This window comes from Epilithonimonas sp. (genome assembly GCF_056329745.1).
In genome coordinates this window covers 1-23,694 of record NZ_JBWEYV010000006.1, presented here as the reverse complement: position 1 = coordinate 23,694, position 23,694 = coordinate 1, and the positions used below count along the sequence as shown (strand labels likewise).

The following is a 23,694-nucleotide window of genomic DNA, read 5'->3' as shown; positions in this document are numbered from 1 at the left end:
TTTAATTTGGAATTAAAATTGGAATGGCTAAAGTTAAATCACAGTTTGTGAACAAAACTAAAAGTTATGAACAGAATATTTTTAATAGGCGTTTTGTCTGTGGCAACCTTATCATCTTGTAAAAAGGATGACGAAAAAATACCAATGGCATCCCTAGAACAACAAAAACTGGATTACCAGAGTAGGCAAATTGATTTGGAAAAGCAGAAGCTGGCTATAGAAAAAGAGAAAATCAATTTTGAGCGTCAAAAAGACAGCTTCAACAAAGTTGAATCCGATAAACAAATTGCCAGAAAAGAAGAAGCGAACAGGGCCGAAGCTAATAGATCGGTTGCTAGGAAAAAATCGTCGTCAAGAAGATCTTCTGGTGCGGTTGCATCTAATAATGGCGGCGGGTCATCCTCATCGGCAGGTTCTTCTTCAAATAATGGTACTACAACAGCTAACAAGAAAAAAGGCTGGAGTAGCGCAGCTAAAGGTACCGTAATAGGTACTGCAGGCGGTGCAGCAGCAGGAGCTATTATTGCGAGAAAAAATCCAGGTCTTGGCGCCGTGATTGGTGGTATAGCTGGTGGCGCAACAGGTTATACAATTGGCCGCGCTGAGGATAGAAAATCAGGACGTGTCCAAAAGAAATAATAAAAATTCCCAATTGTTAATTAGTCTATCAATCTAAATTACTAATTAACAGTTGGGAATATCTTTGATTACTACATTATTCAACCTTCAAAAAGAACTTTCCGATAGGATCTCCAGATGCCATATTGCTTTTGGCAATGATCAGCCAGTATTCTCCTTTTTGTTTGGTATCATATTGTAGAGTTTGTCCAAACGGTCCATCAAATGTGTTATCCGGCATCCTAATTTGATTAAATCTTACATTCATTGGTTTATCAGTTTTGAGATACGCCGATATTTTAGATTGGTCTAAATTCTTCATTTTCAGAATTATTTGATCATCCGGCTTAGTGATTTCAAGATTGAGCCTGATTGGCATCTTGGATGCATCCACAGAAACAATATTCTGGTTAGACTCTTTCTCCGTTTTGAGAATGGCAGAAATTGTATCAATAGGCTTCTCTACAACCGTTACAGTGTCTACCTTTTTATCTTTAATCTCAGGATCTTTTTTACAAGCCACCATTAAGAAAGGGATTACTGCAGCGTAACCTACGCAAGCAGAATAATGCTTTACTTTAGACAGATTCATTATTTTTTGGATTTAAGTTATTTGATTCAATTAACAGGTCATTAATAGTTCTACTTCTAGCCAAAATCACGCCAGTCGATAGAATATAAAGCTTTTTAAAAGGAGATTGTCACTAGAAGAAAAGCATAATTTCAGACATCCTAAGTCGAACAACTTATTATTCAAATTTTAAGTCCCACAAGTGTGCTTCAAACTCTTTATGGAATTGATTGAGGTTGAGCTTACAGAAATTAAGCTTGATTAAAACTTTAAATATCCAAAGTTAATCTTGAATTTCCTTTGACTGAAATTATCAAAGTCCTTTATAAATCGATGACTTTCTTTCCAATCTTATAAACCGTCCCTCGGAAGCCGGCAATTATCTCATCATTTTGATTCTTAATAGTGATATCGTACACAGCTGTTTTTCTCGTTTCACTAAGAAGAAAACTTTCTGCAAACAAAACATCACCGCTTTTTGCAGCTTTTGTAAAATTGATATAACAATTGAGAGCAACAGCCGCTTCACCAGTGTTGTTGGAAGAAAATGCCAAAGCAGAATCTGCAAACGCAAACGTAATACCACCATGAACAGTACCTAATCCGTTGATCATCTCAGGCTTTACAGGCATTTTTATAAGACAGTAGTTGGATTCAATCTTTACCAGTTCTATACCTAACCATTGGGAAAACAGATCTTTCCCAAACATAAATTCCGCAGTTTCTTTTGCATTCATCCGTTATAAATGATCATTGACTAATAATCTTTAAAAAATCAAACTCTTGGTTATAAAACTTCAAACTTATTTCCCCTTATAATTGGGCTGGCGTTTTTCTAAAAAAGCCGCAATCCCTTCTTTGAAATCAGCTGTTTCAGAAGCATCCTGCTGGATGATTGATTCATAATCTAATTGCTCTTTTAGTGTGGCATCATAGGATTTATTAAAGGCTTTTTTGGTCAATGAGAGTGCTTTGGTTGCAGAATGCGCCAGCTGCGTCAGTACTTCCATCGATTTTTCTACAAATTCGGAGTCTGCAAAAACATCCGCTACAAGACCTATTTTTTTAGCTTCGGATGCAGGGACTTTTTTCCCTGTAAAAGTCAGGTAGCTAGCTAGCTGACGTCCCACCAATTTGGGCAAGTAATATGTTCCCGCCGTATCTGGAATCAAACCGATATTAGCGAAAGCAAAGGAAAAATATGAACTCTCAGCCGCCAGTGTAAAATCACAAATAGAGGCCAACATCGCACCAGCTCCTACTGCTGCACCGTTAACCAAAGCAATAACAGGTTTTCTGCATGTGATAATTTCCTGCACAAGAGGGTTATAATATTCTATCACAAACCTCTGGATCGACCGGTCTTCTGCCTCAAAAGCCAAAGCATCTTTCAGGTTCTGGCCTGCACAGAAAGCTTTTCCTTTGGCTGCAATAGCCACACAGCGTACATTGGGGTCTTCGCTACATTTGTGGACAGCATTGCGCAACTCGCCCAACATTGTTTGTGTAAGGCTGTTGTAACTTTCGGGCTGATTGAGGTGGATAACCTGAAGCCTTCCGTCAAAATGGGTATCTATATCAATTTGTGAATACATAATTCTTCAATTTTCATCAGCAATTTAACACTATTTATTCAAATGTCTTCAGAAAGTTTTATTCATCAAATAACAAAAGCCGGACTGTAAAAATACGGCTTTTGATAGCTATTCCTATTAATTATTTAATAATAAGTTTTTGTGTGTAATTTTCTTTTGGAGACGTTAATACAATATCATTAATATTGCCTTATAGCATGCAAATCAGGTAAAATTGACATTACATAAATATAAAAAATAAATAATTTCCGCCATTTTGACTTATTTTTACTCAATTAACAATTTAGAATACTTTTTGAGAATTGCTATCCGAAGTAAATAATTGATCTGAGCAGTAAGAACCCGGATGTTAGCCGACTTCTTACTGCTTTTGATAAAAAACAGCTTTTTATAACCTTAGTTAGTATAAAATTTGCTGTCTATTTTTAAAATCTAAATCAAAAAATAATATGAATTTAAACCAATACACTGTAAAATCACAGGAAGCCATCCAAGCTGCACAACAAGTGGCAATGGAGTTTGGCAACCAACAAATCGAACCTCAGCACCTCGTAGAAGGTATCTTCCAAACCGACGAAAATATATCGCCATTTTTATTGAAAAAATCCGAAGCAGATGCGGATTTGGTACGTGAAAGAAACCGAGAAAATATCGAAAAACTTCCGAAAGTGGAAGGCGGAAATATTTATTTATCACAATCCGCAAACAAAGTTTTGCTGGATGCCCCCAATATTGCTAAAAAAATGGGCGATGAGTTTGTCACTATCGAGCATCTTTGGTTAGCATTAATAGAAGTTTCTTCACCGGTTTCGCAAATGCTGAAAGACATGGGCGTTACCAAATCACTTTTGGAAGGCGGAATTAAAGAACTTCGTAAAGGTTCCAAAGCAAACTCTGCAAGCTCTGAGGAAACATACCAAAGTTTAAATAAATACGCAAAAAACTTCAACGAACTGGCTGCGGAAGGGAAACTAGACCCTGTAATTGGCCGTGACGAAGAAATCCGTAGAGTGTTGCAAATTCTTTCCAGAAGAACCAAAAACAATCCGATCCTTATCGGGGAACCTGGCGTTGGTAAAACAGCCATTGCGGAAGGTATCGCTCACCGAATTATTTCTGGCGACGTTCCTGAAAACTTGATGGACAAAACGCTTTATTCATTGGATATGGGAGCTTTGATCGCTGGTGCAAAATATAAAGGTGAATTCGAAGAACGTTTGAAATCCGTAGTGAATGAAGTCACCAAATCTGATGGACAAATTATACTTTTCATCGACGAAATCCACACTTTGGTGGGAGCCGGTGGTGGCGAAGGCGCAATGGATGCTGCAAATATTTTGAAACCTGCTTTAGCTAGAGGAGAACTAAGAGCAATTGGCGCAACCACTTTGAATGAATATCAAAAATATTTTGAAAAAGACAAAGCCCTAGAAAGACGTTTCCAAAAGGTGATGGTGGAAGAACCAGATACCGAATCGGCAATCTCTATTCTTCGAGGAATTAAAGATAAATACGAAGCGCACCACAAGGTAAGAATCAAAGATGAAGCGATTATTGCGGCTGTAGAAATGTCTCAACGTTATATTTCCGACCGATTTTTACCAGATAAAGCAATTGATTTGATTGATGAAGCTTCGGCTAAATTAAGAATGGAAATCAATTCAAAACCGGAAGAATTGGATGTTTTGGATAGAAAAATCATGCAAATGGAAATCGAATTGGCTGCCATTTCCAGAGAAGGCAATCAAACTAAAATCGATCATGTCAAAGAAGATTTATCCAAAATCACCGAGCAGCGTAACGAGATTAATGCAAAATGGTTGAAGGAAAAACAAAAATCCGAAGATTTAACCAACATTAAAAAAGAAATTGAAGCCCTAAAATTAGAAGCAGAACGTGCTTCCAGGGCTGGCGATTATGCTAAAGTGGCTGAAATACAATACGGAAAACTTCGTGAAAAAGAAGATCAGTTGGCTAAAGTGGAATTGGAAATGCAAAACCATCAAAATGAACTGATTAAAGAAGAAGTAACTTCTGAAAACATCGCAGAAGTGATTGGAAAATGGACAGGAATTCCGGTAACCAAATTGATTCAATCGGAAAGAGAAAAATTGTTGCATTTGGAAGACGAATTGCACAAACGTGTCGTAGGTCAGGAAGAAGCGATAGAAGCCGTTGCAGACGCTATCCGAAGAAACAGAGCCGGTTTGAGCGATGATAAAAAACCAATTGGATCATTCTTGTTTTTAGGAACCACCGGAGTTGGTAAAACCGAACTAGCAAAAGCGTTGGCAGAATTGCTTTTCGATGATGAAAACAACATGACGAGAATTGATATGAGCGAATATCAGGAGCGTCACAGCGTTTCTCGTTTAGTTGGTGCGCCTCCGGGATACGTGGGTTATGATGAAGGCGGACAATTGACCGAAGCGGTACGAAGAAGACCGTATTCTGTGGTACTTTTAGACGAAATCGAGAAAGCGCATCCGGATGTTTTCAACACATTGTTGCAGGTTTTGGATGATGGCCGATTGACCGACAATAAAGGTAGAGTAGTAAATTTCAAAAATTCGATCATCATTATGACTTCCAATTTGGGATCTCATTTGATTCAGGAGAATTTTGAAAAACTGAATGATGATAACCAAGCTGAAATTGTTGAAAAAACCAGAGAAGAAGTTTTTGATTTGTTAAAACAAAGCCTTCGACCAGAATTCTTGAACAGAATTGATGAAATCGTTTTGTTCCAACCTTTAACCAAAAAGAATATTGGCAAAATTGTACAATATCAATTACGAGGTTTGAATACGCTTTTGGCACAAAGAAATATTATGATGACCGCAACTCAAGACGCTTTAGATTATCTGATGAATAAAGGGTACGATCCAGTTTTCGGAGCAAGACCGTTGAAAAGGGTGATTCAGCAGGATGTTTTAAATAAACTATCTAAAGAAATACTTGCCGGAAACGTGAATGACGGAGACCGCATTACCATGGATTACTTTCCAGAAAGCGGACTGGTTTTCCGACCAGTGGAATAAATAGTACATTTTTTCTTCATATCAAATCAAAGAAAAACCTCAGCTAGATTTAGTTGAGGTTTTTTGTTTTTAACGATACTTAACAATGTGTATGCAGCATAGCTGATCAGATGTAACGGAAAATGCTTTTAAAATGTCTTACTGTATAAAAGGACTAAATCTGCAACATTTTCTGAATCATCTTGTCTTTTATAAAAACAAACTATGAATAAAACTATTATCAGCCTTTTGCTTCTTTGTACTGCACATGCATTTGCGCAGGAAACAAAATCAGATACCATAAAAAATACGAAAGAAATTGAAGAGGTTATACTGAAATCCCAACATAAAAAACAATTTGCCGACAAATCGGTCTATACTTTTGATAAAGATGCCATCGAGAAAGCCAGATATGCAAAAGATCTAATCAAAACCCTTCCCGAATTACAACTGGATCCCATCTCCAACACGCTGAAAAGTACCAAAGGTGGAACCACACTTTTTCTCATCAATGGTATAGAAGCCAGCGATATGCAGATCCGTAGTGTGCAGCCAGCAGAAGTGATAAAAGTAGAATATTACGACATGCCACCAGCAAGATGGGCTACCAGAGCAGACCAAGTTGTCAACCTCATCACAAGAAATCCGGAAACGGGATATGTCTTTGGAGCGGATACCACAGCGGCTTTAACCACAGGTTTTGTCAACGCCTCAGCTTACGGCAATTACACAAGAGGCAAAAACGACTTTGGGCTAGAATACTCTATGAACCTTCGGGATTACGACAACAGGACGGTAAAAAGTATCTACGACTACAATCTGAATGGCTCGCATTACCGATCGGAAGAAAATAAAAGAGATCATTTTGGATATACTTATCAAAATATCGTTTTGCGATACACCAGAAATGCAACGGACAACTATGTATTTCAGGCAAAAATGAACCTGGATCTTTTCACCAGCTTTGTAAAAGGCAATGGTGGAAGTCTTTTTTATAAAGATCAGATCTCAGAAGAACATGGGATGTTTAAAAACGGTAATTCTGATTATACCAAACCAACTTTGGATTTGTATTATTCCAAAAATCTGAGTAAAAAAGATGAGTTGAGTGTTAATCTTGTGGGTTCTCATTTTACCACCAACACATCCGAGCTGGCCAAAGAATGGATTTTGAGTTCCGGCAGTTCTGTTTTTGATAATGACATGAACCTCTCTGCGATACAAACCGGAATTGTAGGAGAAGTGGCTCATGTGCATACCTTCGATAAAGCCAAATTATCTTCGGGATATCGTTTTACGAACAATTCAATTTCCAATGACTTATCCAATCTGGCTGGAAATTCCAATTACAGCGTCAACTATTTTGAGCAATATCTTTACACCGAATATTCGGGAAAAATCAACAAATTCGCTTATCGATTAGGAGCAGGCTTAACGAACAACCGAAATAAAAGCGCCGAAAACCTAGACGATGTCTGGACTTTTACACCTAAAATTATTTTGAGCTATGCGATTAAAAACAATCAAAATCTAAGATTTACCAGCAGCTACAAGCCACAAAGCCCTTGGAGTGCGGCGCTCAGCAGCAATGTGGTGCAGATAGCGCCCAACATTGTTCAAAGAGGAAATCCTTACTTGAAAGTAAAAGAAACTTTTGGCAATAGTCTGCAATACACTTTCAACAACAAGTATTTTGATTTTAACGCCAATGTTTTTTATAATTATATGAAGGGCGACATCAATCAATTTTACACAGAAGATACAGCAACTGGAGGTTTTGCATTGATGTACGAAAACTCAAGATATACACAACAAATGGGTGCGCAGATTACAGGTTCTGTGAAACCTTTCGGCAGTACTATTCTGGTTCTTAAAACTTTTCTTACGCCAACCGCGGTAAAGCTGGTAACACAAAAAAATCAGGAAATTAAAAACAATTATATATCGAATTACTTTGTGATTTCATCGGAATACAAATCATTTAATATTCAGTACGAGTTCAACTTACCGGTTTATATATTAAACGGTGCTTTCCTAAACACCAATGAAAACTCCAGCCATCTTTTTGCCAATTATAAACTCAAAGAATGGACATTGACCACAGGAATGTACTGGATAGGAATGCCTGCTACATACAAAACAAAAAGCCTCCCCGAAAGTATGGTAAACTACACCAAACTAAACAAAATATGGAATGATAAAAATATGTTTGTTCTGGGAGTAAGCTATGATTTCTCAAAGGGAAAGAAAACGCAAATAGATAAAAAACTCAACAATAGTACTGCCGGCGCCGCTACATTTTAACAAAAAAGCCTTCCTGATTTGGAAGGCTTTTATCTAAAATGTTTTGACATTATCAGCCGGAGTATAATCCATAAAAATCCCACCATCCAGGCTAATCGATTTTATTTTCTTCTTTGCCGGGATATTGAGATTGGTAGAATTTTGATTCTTTTCCCAAACTGCTGGTGTAAAATGTCCTCTCTCTGTAGTACCATCCTCATAGGATAGGACGACATCAAAAGGGATTGCAAATCCACCTACGTTATCTACAGCTAAAATAATCTTACTTGTGTCCTGTGAAACCGCATTAATCTTCAAATCAATATAATTATTTGTAAAAAACCAATTATTGAAAAACCAGTTGAGATTTTTACCGGAACCGGTATTCATCGAATTAAAGTAATCCCACGGAACGGGATGTTTACCATTCCAGTTATCCATGTAATTATGTAATGCTTTTTTGAACAAATCGTCACCCAAATAATCTTTGAGTGCAAGGTAAGAAAGTGCCGGTTTAACATAAGCATTGTTCCCATAACCCGCTCCTGCAAGCTGCGAACTCATCGTGATGATAGGCTGATCCTCCTCTGTAGAGGTATCGTTAATCCATCTTTTAACTCGAAAATTCTTCATAAACTCATCCGCCGCGTCCTTACCATTTTCATCAATACCAATCAAATATTCCAAGGTAGTTGCCCAACCTTCATCCATGTAGGCATATCTTGTTTCATTAATCCCCATGTAAAAAGGAAAATAAGTATGTGCAATCTCATGATCAGCAGTAAGTCTAGCGTCTCGAAGATCATCTGGAATACTGCTGTCGTTAATCATCATGGGATACTCCATATCAGCATAGCCCTGCACTGCAGTCATCACCGGGAAAGGATATTCTACACCCGGCCAGTTGTTGGTAAACCATTTAAGGTTATAGCGCATCCATTCGGTATATTTTTCAAAATCTTTTGCACCTGCATTATAAGCAGCCTGTACACTGGCTCTTTTGGTTTTTAGCTGAACGCTGGACGCATCCCATACATAGTGGTTACTCAGCGCAAAACAAAAATCAACAATATGGTTGGCCTTGAATTTCCAAACATTCCACTCATTTTGCTTTGTCACCTTAGCAGATTTCATCTCTTCCGCGTTAGCGATATGAATGATTTTATCTGACTGTAAGGACTCTTTAAAACGCTTAAGAAAAATTGGCTGCAAAACCTCTTCGGGATTCTGAAAATCGCCTGTTGACCAAACTACAAAATTTTTGGGAGCAGAAATCTCAAAACTATAATCGTTAAAATCATTATAAAATTCCTGTCTTCCGTTGTGGGACAACATATCCCAACCGTTGTAATCATCGTATACAGAAACCCTTGGGAAAGAATAGGCTACATAAAAAGTTTCGGGATCTATCTGCCCCTCTCTCCCACTTTCTTTGGCCAATGGATACTCCCAATCTATTTTGATTTCTACCGAAGACTTGGCTGCAATAGCTTTTTGTAGCTTAACAGACTCTACCGTACCCCAATTATCACTATTGATGTTATATTTTTTACCATTAATGATCAGCCATTTTATTTTAAGACCCTCTGTCAAAGATTCTTTTGACGCAAAACCGGCGCGGGGAGCTTGAGGCTTGTTAACATTGTTCACAAAACGAATAGCCAGTGTTTTGAGCTCATCAGGACTGTTATTGGAATATTGAATCAATTCAGATCCCGACACTATTTTACTGGCAGCATCCACTTTGACCTTCACATCATAAACACCCTTGTTCTGCCAATACAATTTTCCTGGCTTTCCAGACATGTCGCGGGTGCCTCTATTGTAAGCTGCTTTAATATTTCTTGGCATATATAATTCTTGCGCAGTAAGGAAATGGCAAGACAAAAAGAGTAACGAGGAAACAAATAACTTATCCATTCTATCAATTAAAATTAATCAAATTTATAAAAAAATAAAGATCAACTGAAATTTACCGTCTAACGATAAAGCAATCATAGGATAAGCATCACTGCATTCTCAGCGATCACAACTCATTTTTAGATGACCTCTACACCAATAGAAATAAGTGTGGATCCCAAAGATATTCATATATTTCGTTGGGCGATCTGATAAATCCCGAAGATGTAGAGAAAAACAAATCGTTATTTAAAATAGATGCGACCCTAAATTGAGATTAAGTATCGGCATTCCAGAGAAGTATGTAAATGAAAAAAATCCTCTTTTAGCCAAGAGGATTTTTTTTGTTTTACTTTTCAAAGTCGAGTTCTGCCAAAACCGGAAAATGGTCGGACGGGTAAAGCAGGTTTTCCCGTCTGTCATTAATGGTTCTGTTAGAGAGGATTTTAAAGCCCTTCGTAAAAATATAATCAATCCTTTCCTTCGGAACAGTGTTTGTGTCAAAACCGGTAAAAGTTCCCTTAGGACCGTAATGCGGCTTTTTGGAATGATAAAAGGAATCTGCCAACGCCCTAGAAATAATTTTGATTGGCTCAGAATCATCCGTAAGATTAAAATCGCCAGTCAAAGTCAAGGGCAAATTTTGAGGATTGAGCTCCTTTATTTTTTTAAGAATCAATTGGGCAGAATTGACTCTTGCCTTATCACCCACATGATCAAAATGAAGATTCATCGCAAGAAATCTTTTACCCGTTTTCTTAACCTTAAATATAGCATAAGTGCAGATCCTGTTAAGCGCTGCATCCCAGCCACGGGATGGTATTTGGGGCGTTTCACTCAGCCAGAATGTTCCGGACTTTGTCACCACAAGCTTATCTTTATCATAAAAAATTGCTGAATATTCACCCTTGTTTTTTCCATCGTCCCGGCCAACACCTACATAATCATAATTTTTGAGACCAGATTTGATATCGCCCATTTGCTCCGGCAGTGCTTCTTGCACACCAAAATAATCAGGCGCATAATATGATATCAGGGCAAGCGCATCATCTTTTCTTTTTGACCACGAGTTATCTTTATCGCTATCCACTGCTAAGCGGATATTGTAGGTCATCACTTTCAAATCTTGGGAAAAGATCAAGCCGGATACCAACACGAAACTAAATAATAATTTTTTCATTATTTTAATTTTTATAATCTTCAAAATTCTGTATTCCGTTTAAAAAATCTTTAACTGCCATCCTCTTTTTACCCTGAATTTGAACATCTTCTGGATAATAAATACCATCTGCAGTATAAAATTTGAACTCAGTTTTAGAAACATCAAAATCACCTGGTTGCCTGTCATGATGTAGATTTTCAAAACGTCCTTTGAAAATTTTAAGTGATTTTTCTTCGTTACCAACTTTGAGAATGGTGAAAGCCGTTGGATATGGCGACATGCCTCTTATAAAATTATGTACCGTTTCTGCACCTTGATTCCAATCTATCTTTAGATCATCCTTAAAAATTTTATAGGCAGTTTTTGGATGATTTTTATGAGGCTGCGGCTGCTCCTGAATAGAACCTTCTGACAATGCATCCAATGTTTTGATCACCAAATCTGCGCCAATAACCATCAATTTGTCATGTAGTGTGCCTGCATTATCATCCGATGAAATTGGCGTTTCTGCCTGAAGCAGAATGTGACCTTCATCAATCTTTTCGTTGATAAAAAAAGTGGTAACACCGGACTTGGTTTCACCATTTATAACCGCATAATTTATAGGTGCCGCACCACGATAATCCGGCAAAAGTGAACCATGCAAATTAAAAGTACCAAGCCTTGGAATTGAAAATAGAACCTGAGGCATCATCCTAAATGCCACTACAACAAAAACATCAGCATCCAGTTCTCGAATGGCATCTAAAAAATTAGGGTTTCGCAATTTTTCCGGCTGAAAAAGAGTTAATCCATTTGCTTCCGCAAAAACTTTTACTGGTGAAGGCGTAAGTTTCATGCCCCTTCCACTGGCTTTGTCCGGTGCTGTTACAACAGCTGCAATTTTATGACGCGATTGGAATATAGCTTCCAATGAAGCTTTGGCAAAATCAGGAGTTCCGAAAAAAACAACTTTAAGTGAATGAGTCTGCATTGATTGTATTCTTGATGATTATCCGTTGATTGTAAATATATTGATAATAATTACTGATTGAGCATGTAAGTTTTGTAATTCAGCATCTTGACCTTGCCTATATCCAAAAGGAAGATCAAAGTTTCCTGAATGCTTTCTTTGGAATAAAAATGCAGGCTTGCAGACATCTCATCCAGTGACATTGGCCTGCCGGAAAGTTGCAGCGCAATATCGGACGACAATGTCCTTTTGGAATTTTTCCTTTTCCTGCAAACCGAACATTTACCGCAATTTTCAGCATCCTGCTCTCCAAAATAATTGAGGATTAATTTCATTTTACAAAAATCTGTATCTCTGATGTAAAATTTATTTTCTTCCCATTTCCTCAATTTATTTTTCTGGATATGATAGAACAGAGACCAGTACTCCCCAAAGAGATGACGGTCATTTCTTGGTTTAAGAAATTTCACCGAATGCTGGCTGCCGTCAAGGTATTCCAGATAACCGGCTTTTTGCATCTGTAGCAGTCTTTCTTTAAATTTTGACAAATCCAGACCGTTTTTTTTACAAAAAGCAGATTCTCCAAAATGTACTTTTTGGATTGACAAACCCGGCAAATTCCGGAACAGCATTTCCATAAAATAGGCATCCGTAGGTGCCAGCTGATCCAGCTCATCAGGTTTTATAAAACTTATAAGCGTAGAGGATGAAACATTATTTTTATAAAAAATCAATTCCTGATTGTTCATAAAATTAAGGATATTCCTGATTTTGGCTACTGATAATTTTGTAAGATTCCTCAACCTTACAATATCTAGCTGAAACGTTCTATCTGTAAAATCTTGCTCGCCCAACTGAAATAGGGAATAGAGGTAGGTAACGATACGTTGATACTCTACTTTGTTAGGAATTTGATTGGCAAATGTTTGATTTATATTGCCAATTTCCTGCTCATTCCACAGCAATAGAGCCAAAGCTTCTTCGCCATTTCTACCTGCCCGTCCAATCTCCTGGTAATAATTCTCAATTGTTGAGGAAGGTGACAAGTGAATGACAAACTTAACATCATCTTTGTCGATTCCCATACCAAAAGCATTGGTGGAAACCAAAACGTGGTATTGGCTACCAAGCCACCGCTTCTGGAGTTTTTCTTTCTCAGATGACGGCAATCCTGCATGATAAAAGTCGATATTGATAAAATTATTATGCTTTATAAAAACTGTCAGTTCTTCGGCTTCCTTTCTGGTTCTTGTATAGATGATTCCCGAACCTGTGTTTTGTTTAAGAAATTCTAATATCCTTTGATATTTGTTGGAAGAATTTTCGGTAATAATATTAAGATTACTTCTCTTAAAACTTTTTTTAAAAACTTGAGATTGATGAAAACCCAGTTTTTCCGTAATTTCATGAATTACTTTATCTGTGGCAGTAGCTGTTAACGCAAGACAAGCTACATTCTTAAATTCGAGCCTAAAATTCTTGATATTTTTATAACTAGGACGAAAATCTTGTCCCCACTCCGAGATACAATGCGCCTCGTCCACTGCTATAAAAGACACATGAATATCCTGAATATTAGTAATAAATAAAGAATTTTTAAGGCGCTCTGGCGAAACATATAAGATTTTAACAAGACCCTCCTTACATCTGCTGTAAACAGCTTCTTCATCAAATTCGTCCAGATCCGAGCTTAATAATTCGGCTTCTATCCCCATGCCAAGCAATGCATCTACCTGATCCCTCATTAATGCAAGCAATGGTGATACAACCAGGCACATACCTTCTGAAACGATTGCCGGCAACTGATAACAGAGAGACTTTCCTCCACCCGTGGGCAAAAGTGCCAACGTGTCTTTGCCTTCTAATACAGATAGAATTATATCCTTTTGTCCCGAACGAAATTCATCATAACCCCAAAATTGCTTAAGGGTCTTCTCTAGCAGAAGTTCTTTATAATGTTGTGATGAAAGCATCTGTAAATTTAACTAAATCTTTAAAATAAAAAAACCGCAAAATTTGCGGTTTTAATATTATATATAAAATTGAAATTATTAATAATTTTCAAAGTATACTCTTCTGTTAGCTCTGTTTTTCCATTCAGGGCATTTTGTAGCAGGATCACATTCTGGATAAAGAAGATCTTTCTCACCTCGTCCTACAATTTCCAACTTATCCTTGTCTGCACCGTGCTGAATAAGATAATTCTTAACATTATTGGCTCTTCTTTCAGAAAGGTTCTGGTTGTATCTATCAGTTCCTCTTGTATCTGTAGCTCCAACAATTCTGAACTTGCTGCTAGATGAGTTAATGTAACTGATTGCATTATTAAGAATCTGAGTATTGGAAGGAAGAATTCTATCTGAATTAAGATCAAACTCAATTCCTTTAAGAATACTTGCAGCATCTGTAACTACACCAGTCTCGGTATTATTAACAGTCAGAGGACATCCTTGATTTTCCACCGGACCAGGAACTGTAACACATTTGTCATTAAGATCAATAACACCATCTAAATCTACATCCAGCGCAACACCAGCTCCATCAACTCTAGCTCCAGCCGGCGTATCTAGCTGTCTATCCCAATCATCACAAACACCATCGTTATCTGCATCACCTTTTTTACATACTTCGATATCCTGAGTTTTATCTGCTAAAACATCCAGCTTGTAATAGATTTCTTGCAATGGATCCTTCCACATTAGGTGAGACTCGTGTTTGCCTAATTTGAAACTTACACCCAAAGTAGCGTTAAAGAAGTTATCTGAAATTTGGTCTTCAGTCAGGTTATACCCTGTTTGACCAACACCAGCTCCATCAAAATTGTCATCTCCTGTTACAACATACATTAATCTAGTTTCCAGATCAATTCTGTTGTTAACTTTGAATTTAACACCAGCTCCAGCCTGCGCAAAAAGTGAACCTAGTTTAAAAGGCTTCATCTCATAGTTAAGAGTCTGATTGTAAGGGCCAGGATCTTGTCTATAAGATCTATAAGCAATTGTTCCAATACCAGCATATCCATGTAATGCCCATCTAAAGTTAGATTTGTTATCAATCCTTCTTAATATATTAGAAAAATTGACATCACCTAAGATTGAAATTGCGTCATATTGCGTTCTACCTGCAATTTGATTCCCTGGAAGATTTACATGATCTTTGGTATAGGCATAACCTTGTCTGGTTTCACCACGATCATACTGCAAATTAATTCCAAAAGCATGGGTAATAGCCTTATCCACACTTACATAAGCAGAATAGCCAAAAAGATTTTTACCATTACCATTTTTGATGGATGTCATATCTGCAGACTGCAATAGGGGAACACCGGCTCCGGCAGATATTGACCAGTCATTATATTTTTTAGCTGACTGCGTAAACGGAGTAAATGATTGTGAACTGAATGTTGAATCAGTTGCGACCGTTTGCCCAACCATACTCATTGGCAACAATAAAAATGCTGGTGCTAATGATAATAAATTTTGCTTCATATTTGATGTTTTTAGTTTATTAATTATTTGGCTAAAAAGTAAACCCTTCTGTTAGCCTCATTTTTCCACTCAGGACATTTCGTAGCAGGATCACATTCTGGATATTTTAAATCATCCTTTCCACGTCCGTCTGCAGTAAGCACATTTGAAGAAACACCTTTTGATGTTAAATATTTCACCACAGCGTCAGCCCTTAACTGAGATAATTTTTTATTATACACAGCTGAACCTCTGCTATCCGTAGCCCCAACCACAGTATAGTGACTTCCTTCACCTAATGTTTTAATAATCTCTGCTGCCTTATCAAGATCAGTGAAAGATTTTTCGCGAATGATATCTTTGTTCAGTTCAAATTCTATTCCATTGAAGTGAGTGTTGATTTCATTAACTGCAGATTCTTTCGCAGGCGCTGCAGCTACAGGATTTTTACCTACTGGACAACCATTGTTTTCTATAGGTCCAGGGATTGTTACACATTTGTCATAAAGATCTATAACACCATCCATATCAACATCCAAAGCTACCCCAGCACCATCTACTCTGGCTCCTGCTGGTGTATCCAACTGTCTATCCCAATCGTCACATATTCCATCATTATCGTTATCTCCTTTTTCACAAACTGAGAAGTCCTTAAATTTATCTTCTAAAACTGCCGCTTTTGAGTATGCATCCTGCAATGGATCTACCCAACGTAAGTGATCCGGGTGTTTCCCAAGTTTAAATGAAACTCCAAGGTTAACCAACCATGCATTATCCGTATATGAAGGATTGATAAGGTTATAACCAGGAACGGCGTTTCTTGTCCAACCACCACCATCAAATTCTTCATCACCACTAATTAGGTATAGAGTTCTTAATTCTACATCTAACAATCTTGAAACGTTATACTTTAACCCAATACCTCCTATATAAGAAATACTTGATATTCCAAAATCTTGTTCAATATATAGTGGCCATTTGCTGAGAACAGCATTATCTTGTAAAAACGTTTTGTAGCCCATAAAGCCGATCCCTGCATAACCATGCAACGCCCACCTAAATTTGGATTTATTATCAGTTCTTCTCATAAGATTAGAAAAGTTAACATCTCCTAACAAGGCTAGTTGATCGAATTTAGTATATCCATGACCAACTCCTGCCGCATCATTTAAGTGCGCTTTCTGATTGGTTTGACCTCTTGTATAAAGAAGTGAAATACCAAAAACATGAGTGATCTGCTTGTCTAAACTTACATAGCCATTCCAGCCCCAATTGATTTTACCTCCGTAAAATGAAGTAAGATCTGCATGTGCCATAAAAGCACCACCACCACCAACTGATATAGACCAATCTTTGAAGAGTCTACTCTTATTGTTAAATGGCTCAGTTTTCGGCTCTGTACTCGTTTGACTCTGTGCAAGTCCTAATGTAGGAAGGAGTAAAAGTAGAAATAGTTTTTTTTTCATATTCATTTGTGTTACAAAAATCATTTCACATCGTTAATAAGTGTCTTTGCAAAATCTCTTTCAAAAAGATTTTTGTAATGAGGGACTGTTAAACGACCAGATATAAACTTTAAATTGTTAAATATTATTATATCAATATCAATTATCCTGTCCTTATAAGTGCCATAATATGAAGAATCCTTCACACGTCCCATATCCATCTCGATAGATTTGATCACTTTCAGCAGCTTAATAGGTGAAAACTGTGTCTTTATTTTAACTGCAATATTACAAAAAAAATTATTACTGTCAAATTCCAAGGGTTTTGTTAATATTAACTTTGATTTTGTTAATATTAACCCGACTTTTGCATCCAGTTCTGAAAGAGCCGTTTCAATATTTTTTTCAGGATTATTTATATTGCTTCCAAGTAACAAAACTACTGTATTGTACGACATATAGACAAATAATTAATATTAAATGAAAAGTTTTTTCAAAATAGTTTTAGCAAATTTAACTGCAATTTTTATTTTAATAGCAGGATTATTCGTTTTTTTTATAGGGTTTATCATCATTTCATCCATCTCCGGATCACCAGATGCTAAAGCCAACTCTATATTAACGCTTGATCTTAAAACAAAGATTATAGATAGCCCGGGTGAAGATCAGGAAGATTTCTTTAATTTTAACAATGATCAAAAATCTGTTCTTTTATACGACGTTCTACAGGCCATCAGCAAAGCAAAGACCGATGATAAGATCAAAGGTATCAGCCTAGAAATGGATCAAATCAATGCAGGGATGACCCAATTAGATGACATCAGAAACGCGCTGCAGGACTTTAAAAAGAGTGGTAAATTTATTTATGCTTACGGAAACACAGTTTCGCAAGGGGCTTATTATCTAGGGTCTGTTGCAGACAAGTACTACTTAAACCCTGCTGGGCTGATAGAATTAAAAGGACTCTCTACAGAAGTAACTTTTTTTAAAAATTTTGCTGAAAAATACGGAATCGGAATTCAGGTAATCCGCCACGGCAAATTCAAAGCAGCGGTAGAACCTTTCCTTAGGGATGATATTTCACCAGAAAATAAAGAGCAACTTTCCACTTTGCTTAATGATATCTGGAGTAATACCTCGGATAAAATATCTTCATCCAGAAAAATCCCTGTTGCAGAACTCAAAACCATTACCGACAGTCTTTACGGATACCTACCAAACCTTAGTTTACAATATAAACTGACCGATCAACTGATTCAAAAATCAGAATATGATAATATCATCAGAAAAAAAATAAATGTAGATAAAGACAAAAAACTAAACAAAATATCATTTGCCAAGTATGCAGAATCATTATCTGGTGACAATGATGGGGGAAAAGTCGCCATCTTGTATGCTTCTGGAACCATATCCAACGGCAAAGGCTACGATGGAATCTACGCAGATACTTTTATCAAAGAAATAAAAAAACTGCAAAAAGACGATAAGGTAAAAGCTGTGGTTTTCAGGATAAATTCTCCGGGAGGAAGTGCCAACGCATCAGACGAAATCCTTTTTGAACTCCAACAGTTAAAACGTAAAAAGCCACTTATTGTTTCTTTTGGTGACTACGCGGCGTCCGGCGGCTATTACATTGCGATGGGTGCGGACAAGATTTTCTCTGAACCCAACACTTTAACGGGCTCGATTGGCGTTTTTGGCGTTGTCCCATATTTCAAAGATTTGGCTGAGAAAAATGGCATTAGAAGTGACGTCGTCTCTACCAATGCCAATTCTAACATGGTATCTGCTATTAATGGATTAAGCCCCGGCACACTTAACATCATGACGAGAAGTGTAGAATCCACTTACCAACGTTTTGTGCATTTTGTAACCCTAAACAGAAAAAAATCATTTGCAGAGATTGATGCCATCGGTGGTGGAAGGGTTTGGTCTGGAGTAAGGGCTAAACAAATTGGTCTTGTAGATGATCTTGGATCTTTACAGGACGCCATCAATTTTGCTGCTAAATCTGCTCACCTAAAATCTTACAGTGTGGATACTTATCCATCGAAAGTTTCCAGGTTTGAACAAATGTTCTCTTCGGAAACCGAAGAAGATTTTTCAACAAGGTTGATCAAAAGTAAAATAGGAAAAGAGAATTTCAAAATCTATCAGCACATTACAGATCCTGATACCAAGTCTGCTGTTGTAATGGAAAGCCCATTTAACATCAAGGTTAATTAATCGTGATATGATCATAAACAAAAATTCCGCTGAATTACAATTCAGCGGAATTTTTTTATTTATAATTGATCCTAAAACCGATAGGCAATATTCCAACAGAATCCCATACTGAAGTTCCCCGAACTTCTTCCAAACCCAGGAACTATCATGGGCGTAATATCATCTTGTTTGGTTGTGTAGGCTAGGTAGCGAGGCTGCAAATTAACATCAATAAAAAATCGGCTTTCAAATAGTTGAATTCGCGCACCCAATAATGCTTCTACCCAATAACTACTTTGTGTAGACGGGTCAAAAGACACCGCAATCCCTTGGCTATTATTCCCTTTTACAGGAATTGCCATATACTCCTGAGAATAAAAACTTCCTGCTAATTTGGCACCTCCATAGAAACCATTCAGGTCATTTTCTGGGTCGGATGCTAACATATAAAAACCACCCACTTTTGCAAAAAAACCATCAGCTTTGGCATCGTAACCATTTTTCTGATAAATATTCTTGTCATATCCGGCATCAATCACGGCATGAATGCGATTTGTTATCCTGCTGGAAACAAATCCTTGATATAATTTTCTATCACCAAAAAAACTAGTGCCCAGATTCAGAACATCCACCCCTACTATAAAATTGGGTTTGTAGTGGTAAGAATGAATTGGTTTCTTATTGTCCTCCTGCTTATTCTGAGCAAAACTGGTTGCTGACAGAATACTAAAACCGAAGATAAAAATTGATGTTGCTTTCATCTGTTAACGAAGTTTGGTTTTGTTGAATATTCTGTACAGGATTGCTTAGAAGAAGCTGCCCTTTTAAGTTATCATAATTAATCTTGAAACCACAGGCCGGCGACACATAAATAGCCTTTTTATCATAGCTAACTCTCATCTTTGACCTGTCTCCAGCTTTTCTTAGCCTTACAAAAACATCAGTGTATGGGCTGTTATCAATTCGTAGAGGCACAAAAACTGAATCTACATTGGCTTGAGTAATAATATTCTTGGGACTGGCTCCACCATAATCTACGTCCATATACAATGAGTCCAATCTAACCAATTGCCCATTAGAATTAATAAATTTCAGTTTCAATCGAGGTGTGGAATCTGAACTCAGGCAGATATCATCATCGCCGCCACAACTGGTAAGCAATAGTAGAAATCCGAAAAAGAAAAGTATTTTTTGCATCGATTAAAGATAAAACAAATTGGTTCTATTTTTTTAAAAGTAAGGCAATATTTTCAACATGATGAGTCTGCGGAAACATATCTACCGGTAAAATCTTCACCAGATTGTAGTCTTCTTTTAGGAGCGCAATGTCCCTAGCCTGTGTGGCAGAGTTGCAGCTAACGTATACTATCCGTTCCGGTGATAATTTCAAAATCTGCTCCACCACTTTCTGATGCATCCCATCTCGCGGAGGATCGGTAATTAAAACATCCGCCTTGGGATGATTCTCCAAAAACTCATCATTGAAGACATTTTTCATATCTCCTGCATAGAACGTGGTATTATGAAGACCATTAAGTTCCGCATGCTCTATGGCAGCGTCTATAGCCTCTTGCACAGCCTCTATTCCTATCACCTGTTTTGCATTACGTGCTACATACTGGGCAATGGTTCCCGTTCCCGTGTAAAGATCGTAAACTACTTGATCACCCGTCAGTTCAGCAAACTCTAGTGTTTTTCTGTAGAGTTCCAATGCCTGTCTGTAATTGGTTTGAAAGAAGGACTTTGGACCAATCTTAAATCGTAATCCATCCATTTCTTCATAAATAAAACCTTCTCCAAAATAAGTTTGAATATCTAGGTCGTAAATGCTGTCATTCCCTTTCGGATTGATAGCAAAAACCAATGTCTTGATTTGAGGGAAATTTTCCAGCAAAAAATCAAATAACTGGGTTCGCTCGTTTTTCATTTCCTTATACAGTTGGAAAAGAACCATCCATTCGCCAGCAGAATTTTGACGAAGCATTAAGGTTCTTAGAAAACCCTCCTGTGCTTTTACATCATAAAACTCAAGGCCATTTTCAACGGCATACTTTTTTACTGCCAGCCGAATTTGATTTGAAGGATCTTCCTGTAAAAAACATTCCTTAAGGTCAAGAATTTTGCTCCACATTCCCGGGATATGAAAACCCAATGCATCCTTGTTACCGAAGTTCTCTTCGGAACTAATCTCGTATTTCGTCAGCCACCGTGCATTGGAGAAAGAAAACTCCATCTTGTTACGGTAAAAATATTGCTCTTCTGATCCTAAAATTGGCATTGTCTCAAAACCGGAAACACCACCAATCCTTGTAATATTATTAAGAACTTCATTATGCTTGAATTCCAATTGCTTTTCATAGGCAATATTTTGCCATTTACAACCACCACAAGTCCCAAAATGAACACACCTTGGCTCTACCCTATCTTTAGAATACTCCAGAATTTCTACAGCTTCACCTTCAAAGTAATTACTCTTGGCCTTTTTAACTCTCACATTCACTACATCTCCGGGAACTGCGCCAGAGATCAAAACAGTTTTTCCTTCCTCTGTCTTACCAACAGAAACTCCTTTCGCACCTGCAGAAAGGAGTTTGATATTTTCAAGAATCTGATTCTTTTTTCTCTTCATTAATATTGTTACTTAGTTTTTGCAGAATCAGCATTTTGGTTCTGTTGTAATAACTGGTTCTGAAGTTGAGCCTGTGGATTAACAGTAGGCGCCTTCAAACCAGAAATCTTATTCATTTCTTCCACAAACTTGGCATCACCCAGGTTATAGAAAGTTTGACTTGCTACCTTACCAGCTTTATCGACCAAGAAAAAACCTGGAATTTTAAATCCATAGATGAAAAATTTCTTAGCATAATTAGATGCCAAACCACCTTCTGCATAATAATTAGTTCCTGAGATACCTTTTAACATGGCGCCGGCTGTTTTAGTAAACTGCTCTTTCGTATCATCTACGTTCACAAATGCAAAATTAACTTTCGCCTTGTAAAAATTAACCACTTCTTTAAGAACCGGGATTGTAGACTGCGCTATATATGGATTCCAAGATGCATAAGTCATCACTAGAGTAGGTTTGCCATTGGCCTCAATACTGCCCGACTTACCATCCAATTTTTGCAGACTAACATTAGGAATTTCAGTGCCAATTTTAAGTCCAAAAACCGCATCAATCGCTGAATTAATATCTTTTTTAACACCAGAATCCTTGATATATTCTTCACTTACTTTCTTAACTTTCTCTACATCCGAAGTGTATGGGTTAAGATCAAACTTAGCGATAACAAAAGCTAAAAGATAATCTTTACTTTTCTGAGACAAGTCCTTTTCTGTAGCTAAAAACCTGGCGAAAATGCTGGACATACTTGCAGAATCCCTATCCTTTTGTTTCATTGCAAAATTTTGGAAATTTTGACCCAATTTATTCAAAAGATAGTTTCTATATACAGGAAGTTCTTCAACCATTCTGTCATTATTTTTGGTCAAAGAATTCTCATAATCTGTAAAGGTTTTAGAAACTTTGAAAGAAGGATCACCAACTGCCTGACCATGTGTTGACTCATACTGAGCCAAGAATGTAAGGATATTTGTCGTTAGTTCATCTTTTTTAAGCTTTACAACATCACTGTCTGGTCCTACCTTATCTGCGGTAGCATCAAGGTTTTTTTCTAGATCAGCATATATTTTTTTAATCTCTACCAAGAAATCAGACTCCTTTTTTTGCAATAATTGCATATTAAGCTGTGAGCTGTAAGACTGTAGATACTTTTGAGTTTCTGTAATAAAATCATTGTTCTTCTTCGCATCACCTTCAATTTTATAAATCTCTGGAAAAGTAGCGGCATCACCGGCAATCTTAAGCGTCTGACCTTTTTTTAGGTAAATAAAATTCATTTTACCGGCATAGGTCATCGCATACATCCCGTTCTTAGGAGCATTAAACTCCCCTTTGAAATTACCTTTATCATCAACACCAATGTTAATCAACGGCAATGTTGCAACGCCAGATGCTTCGATAAACTCTAATCTTTCCAAAGGAGACCCACCCTTTATATTCCCTTCAACTTTTACTTTTGAGCAAGAAACTACTAACAAAGAAATTAAAAGTAGAAATAAGTATTTTTTCATTTTAAAAATTAATTTTTGCAAAAATAACCTAATTAGAATTTTAAAAAAAATAAAACAACTATTTTTATTAAAACATTAACAGAATATCAATGAATTGCAATGAATATAATTGACAGAGTATTACAAAGTATAATTCACCGACAACACTCAATCAATAAAATGCGTATGTTTAATCAATGAATTGATGATAGTCTAGATTATTTAGTTAGGCAGGTTAAGTAAGTTTAGTTAGGCAGGTTAAGTAAGTTTAGTTAGGTTAAGGTATAAAGCAAAAAAAACCTCAATCAAGTAAATGATTGAGGTTTTGAAAAAACTGGCGGCGACCTACTCTCCCGCTTTCGCA

18 protein-coding genes are annotated in these 23,694 nt (G+C 37.0%); 4 read left to right on the top strand and 14 right to left on the bottom strand.

Features of this window, described 5'->3' with window-relative positions; genetic code table 11:
• The first annotated feature begins 66 nt into the window (after positions 1 to 66).
• Positions 67 to 639 carry a glycine zipper domain-containing protein gene (locus AC00Y6_RS05910; RefSeq protein WP_474489694.1) on the top strand — a complete coding sequence of 191 codons (573 nt, stop codon included), beginning with the start codon at positions 67 to 69 and terminating at the stop codon, positions 637 to 639.
• A gap of 76 nt (positions 640 to 715) precedes the next feature.
• Here AC00Y6_RS05910 and AC00Y6_RS05905 read toward each other — a convergent pair whose 3' ends face one another.
• The 3 genes from AC00Y6_RS05905 to AC00Y6_RS05895 form a co-directional block, all read right to left on the bottom strand.
• Positions 716 to 1,210, bottom strand: coding sequence for a hypothetical protein (locus AC00Y6_RS05905; RefSeq protein WP_474489693.1), 495 nt, complete (start codon positions 1,208 to 1,210; stop codon positions 716 to 718).
• A 302-nt stretch (positions 1,211 to 1,512) separates the two neighbouring features.
• Entirely contained in the window at positions 1,513 to 1,926 is a 414-nt protein-coding gene (locus tag AC00Y6_RS05900; protein ID WP_474489692.1) for a PaaI family thioesterase, read from the bottom strand.
• 66 nt (positions 1,927 to 1,992) lie between these two features.
• On the bottom strand, positions 1,993 to 2,784 hold the full coding sequence (locus AC00Y6_RS05895) for an enoyl-CoA hydratase/isomerase family protein (RefSeq protein ID WP_474489691.1): 792 nt from the start codon (positions 2,782 to 2,784) through the stop codon (positions 1,993 to 1,995).
• Positions 2,785 to 3,233: 449 nt separating this feature from the next.
• On the opposite strand from AC00Y6_RS05895, the gene clpB reads away from it, so the two are divergent.
• Entirely contained in the window at positions 3,234 to 5,825 is a 2,592-nt protein-coding gene (gene clpB, locus AC00Y6_RS05890) for an ATP-dependent chaperone ClpB (RefSeq protein WP_474489690.1), read from the top strand.
• A 204-nt stretch (positions 5,826 to 6,029) separates the two neighbouring features.
• Positions 6,030 to 8,108 carry an outer membrane beta-barrel protein gene (locus AC00Y6_RS05885; protein WP_474489689.1) on the top strand — a complete coding sequence of 693 codons (2,079 nt, stop codon included), beginning with the start codon at positions 6,030 to 6,032 and terminating at the stop codon, positions 8,106 to 8,108.
• Positions 8,109 to 8,141: 33 nt separating this feature from the next.
• On the opposite strand, the gene AC00Y6_RS05880 is transcribed toward AC00Y6_RS05885, so the two are convergent.
• From AC00Y6_RS05880 to folK, 7 genes are all read right to left on the bottom strand, one after another.
• Positions 8,142 to 10,007: a M1 family metallopeptidase gene (locus tag AC00Y6_RS05880; RefSeq protein ID WP_474489688.1), complete on the bottom strand. Its 1,866-nt coding sequence runs from the start codon at positions 10,005 to 10,007 to the stop codon at positions 8,142 to 8,144.
• A 328-nt stretch (positions 10,008 to 10,335) separates the two neighbouring features.
• Positions 10,336 to 11,166: an endonuclease/exonuclease/phosphatase family protein gene (locus AC00Y6_RS05875; protein WP_474489687.1), complete on the bottom strand. Its 831-nt coding sequence runs from the start codon at positions 11,164 to 11,166 to the stop codon at positions 10,336 to 10,338.
• Between the two features lie 4 nt (positions 11,167 to 11,170).
• Positions 11,171 to 12,121: a methionyl-tRNA formyltransferase gene (fmt, locus tag AC00Y6_RS05870; RefSeq protein ID WP_474489686.1), complete on the bottom strand. Its 951-nt coding sequence runs from the start codon at positions 12,119 to 12,121 to the stop codon at positions 11,171 to 11,173.
• 50 nt (positions 12,122 to 12,171) lie between these two features.
• Positions 12,172 to 14,073, bottom strand: a complete 1,902-nt coding sequence (locus tag AC00Y6_RS05865) for a RecQ family ATP-dependent DNA helicase (RefSeq protein WP_474489685.1) — start codon at positions 14,071 to 14,073, stop codon at positions 12,172 to 12,174.
• 78 nt (positions 14,074 to 14,151) lie between these two features.
• Entirely contained in the window at positions 14,152 to 15,588 is a 1,437-nt protein-coding gene (locus tag AC00Y6_RS05860) for an OmpA family protein (RefSeq protein WP_474489684.1), read from the bottom strand.
• 23 nt (positions 15,589 to 15,611) lie between these two features.
• The gene (locus AC00Y6_RS05855) at positions 15,612 to 17,033 is read right to left on the bottom strand and encodes an OmpA family protein (protein WP_474489683.1); all 1,422 of its coding nucleotides are present in this window, start codon (positions 17,031 to 17,033) and stop codon (positions 15,612 to 15,614) included.
• 20 nt (positions 17,034 to 17,053) lie between these two features.
• Positions 17,054 to 17,470 (bottom strand): 2-amino-4-hydroxy-6-hydroxymethyldihydropteridine diphosphokinase, encoded by a 417-nt coding sequence (gene folK, locus AC00Y6_RS05850; protein ID WP_474489682.1) that lies wholly within the window; start codon positions 17,468 to 17,470, stop codon positions 17,054 to 17,056.
• 22 nt (positions 17,471 to 17,492) lie between these two features.
• Between folK and sppA the strand changes: the two genes are divergently transcribed.
• The gene (sppA, locus tag AC00Y6_RS05845; protein ID WP_474489681.1) at positions 17,493 to 19,238 is read left to right on the top strand and encodes a signal peptide peptidase SppA; all 1,746 of its coding nucleotides are present in this window, start codon (positions 17,493 to 17,495) and stop codon (positions 19,236 to 19,238) included.
• 71 nt (positions 19,239 to 19,309) lie between these two features.
• On the opposite strand, the gene AC00Y6_RS05840 is transcribed toward sppA, so the two are convergent.
• From AC00Y6_RS05840 to AC00Y6_RS05825, 4 genes are read right to left on the bottom strand one after another with little or no spacing between them, the layout of a single operon-like run.
• Entirely contained in the window at positions 19,310 to 19,978 is a 669-nt protein-coding gene (locus tag AC00Y6_RS05840; RefSeq protein WP_474489680.1) for a DUF6048 family protein, read from the bottom strand.
• A complete protein-coding gene (locus tag AC00Y6_RS05835) occupies positions 19,944 to 20,414 on the bottom strand; it encodes a DUF6452 family protein (RefSeq protein WP_474489679.1) in 471 nt (156 codons plus the stop codon). The genes AC00Y6_RS05840 and AC00Y6_RS05835 overlap by 35 nt, the downstream gene beginning before the upstream one ends.
• A gap of 25 nt (positions 20,415 to 20,439) precedes the next feature.
• Complete coding sequence (rlmD, locus tag AC00Y6_RS05830) at positions 20,440 to 21,846, bottom strand: 23S rRNA (uracil(1939)-C(5))-methyltransferase RlmD (RefSeq protein ID WP_474489678.1); 1,407 nt, start codon at positions 21,844 to 21,846, stop codon at positions 20,440 to 20,442.
• 8 nt (positions 21,847 to 21,854) lie between these two features.
• Complete coding sequence (locus AC00Y6_RS05825; protein WP_474489677.1) at positions 21,855 to 23,351, bottom strand: TlpA family protein disulfide reductase; 1,497 nt, start codon at positions 23,349 to 23,351, stop codon at positions 21,855 to 21,857.
• Positions 23,352 to 23,694: the final 343 nt, after the last annotated feature.

Bases quoted from the DNA above. Each gene is read 5' to 3' on its own strand.
- AC00Y6_RS05910 (WP_474489694.1), top strand. From the start codon at position 67: ATGAACAGAATATTTTTAATAGGCGTTTTGTCTGTGGCAACCTTATCA.
- AC00Y6_RS05905 (WP_474489693.1), bottom strand. From the start codon at position 1,210: ATGAATCTGTCTAAAGTAAAGCATTATTCTGCTTGCGTAGGTTACGCT.
- AC00Y6_RS05900 (WP_474489692.1), bottom strand. From the start codon at position 1,926: ATGAATGCAAAAGAAACTGCGGAATTTATGTTTGGGAAAGATCTGTTT.
- AC00Y6_RS05895 (WP_474489691.1), bottom strand. From the start codon at position 2,784: ATGTATTCACAAATTGATATAGATACCCATTTTGACGGAAGGCTTCAG.
- clpB (WP_474489690.1), top strand. From the start codon at position 3,234: ATGAATTTAAACCAATACACTGTAAAATCACAGGAAGCCATCCAAGCT.
- AC00Y6_RS05885 (WP_474489689.1), top strand. From the start codon at position 6,030: ATGAATAAAACTATTATCAGCCTTTTGCTTCTTTGTACTGCACATGCA.
- AC00Y6_RS05880 (WP_474489688.1), bottom strand. From the start codon at position 10,007: ATGGATAAGTTATTTGTTTCCTCGTTACTCTTTTTGTCTTGCCATTTC.
- AC00Y6_RS05875 (WP_474489687.1), bottom strand. From the start codon at position 11,166: ATGAAAAAATTATTATTTAGTTTCGTGTTGGTATCCGGCTTGATCTTT.
- fmt (WP_474489686.1), bottom strand. From the start codon at position 12,121: ATGCAGACTCATTCACTTAAAGTTGTTTTTTTCGGAACTCCTGATTTT.
- AC00Y6_RS05865 (WP_474489685.1), bottom strand. From the start codon at position 14,073: ATGCTTTCATCACAACATTATAAAGAACTTCTGCTAGAGAAGACCCTT.
- AC00Y6_RS05860 (WP_474489684.1), bottom strand. From the start codon at position 15,588: ATGAAGCAAAATTTATTATCATTAGCACCAGCATTTTTATTGTTGCCA.
- AC00Y6_RS05855 (WP_474489683.1), bottom strand. From the start codon at position 17,033: ATGAAAAAAAAACTATTTCTACTTTTACTCCTTCCTACATTAGGACTT.
- folK (WP_474489682.1), bottom strand. From the start codon at position 17,470: ATGTCGTACAATACAGTAGTTTTGTTACTTGGAAGCAATATAAATAAT.
- sppA (WP_474489681.1), top strand. From the start codon at position 17,493: ATGAAAAGTTTTTTCAAAATAGTTTTAGCAAATTTAACTGCAATTTTT.
- AC00Y6_RS05840 (WP_474489680.1), bottom strand. From the start codon at position 19,978: ATGAAAGCAACATCAATTTTTATCTTCGGTTTTAGTATTCTGTCAGCA.
- AC00Y6_RS05835 (WP_474489679.1), bottom strand. From the start codon at position 20,414: ATGCAAAAAATACTTTTCTTTTTCGGATTTCTACTATTGCTTACCAGT.
- rlmD (WP_474489678.1), bottom strand. From the start codon at position 21,846: ATGAAGAGAAAAAAGAATCAGATTCTTGAAAATATCAAACTCCTTTCT.
- AC00Y6_RS05825 (WP_474489677.1), bottom strand. From the start codon at position 23,351: ATGAAAAAATACTTATTTCTACTTTTAATTTCTTTGTTAGTAGTTTCT.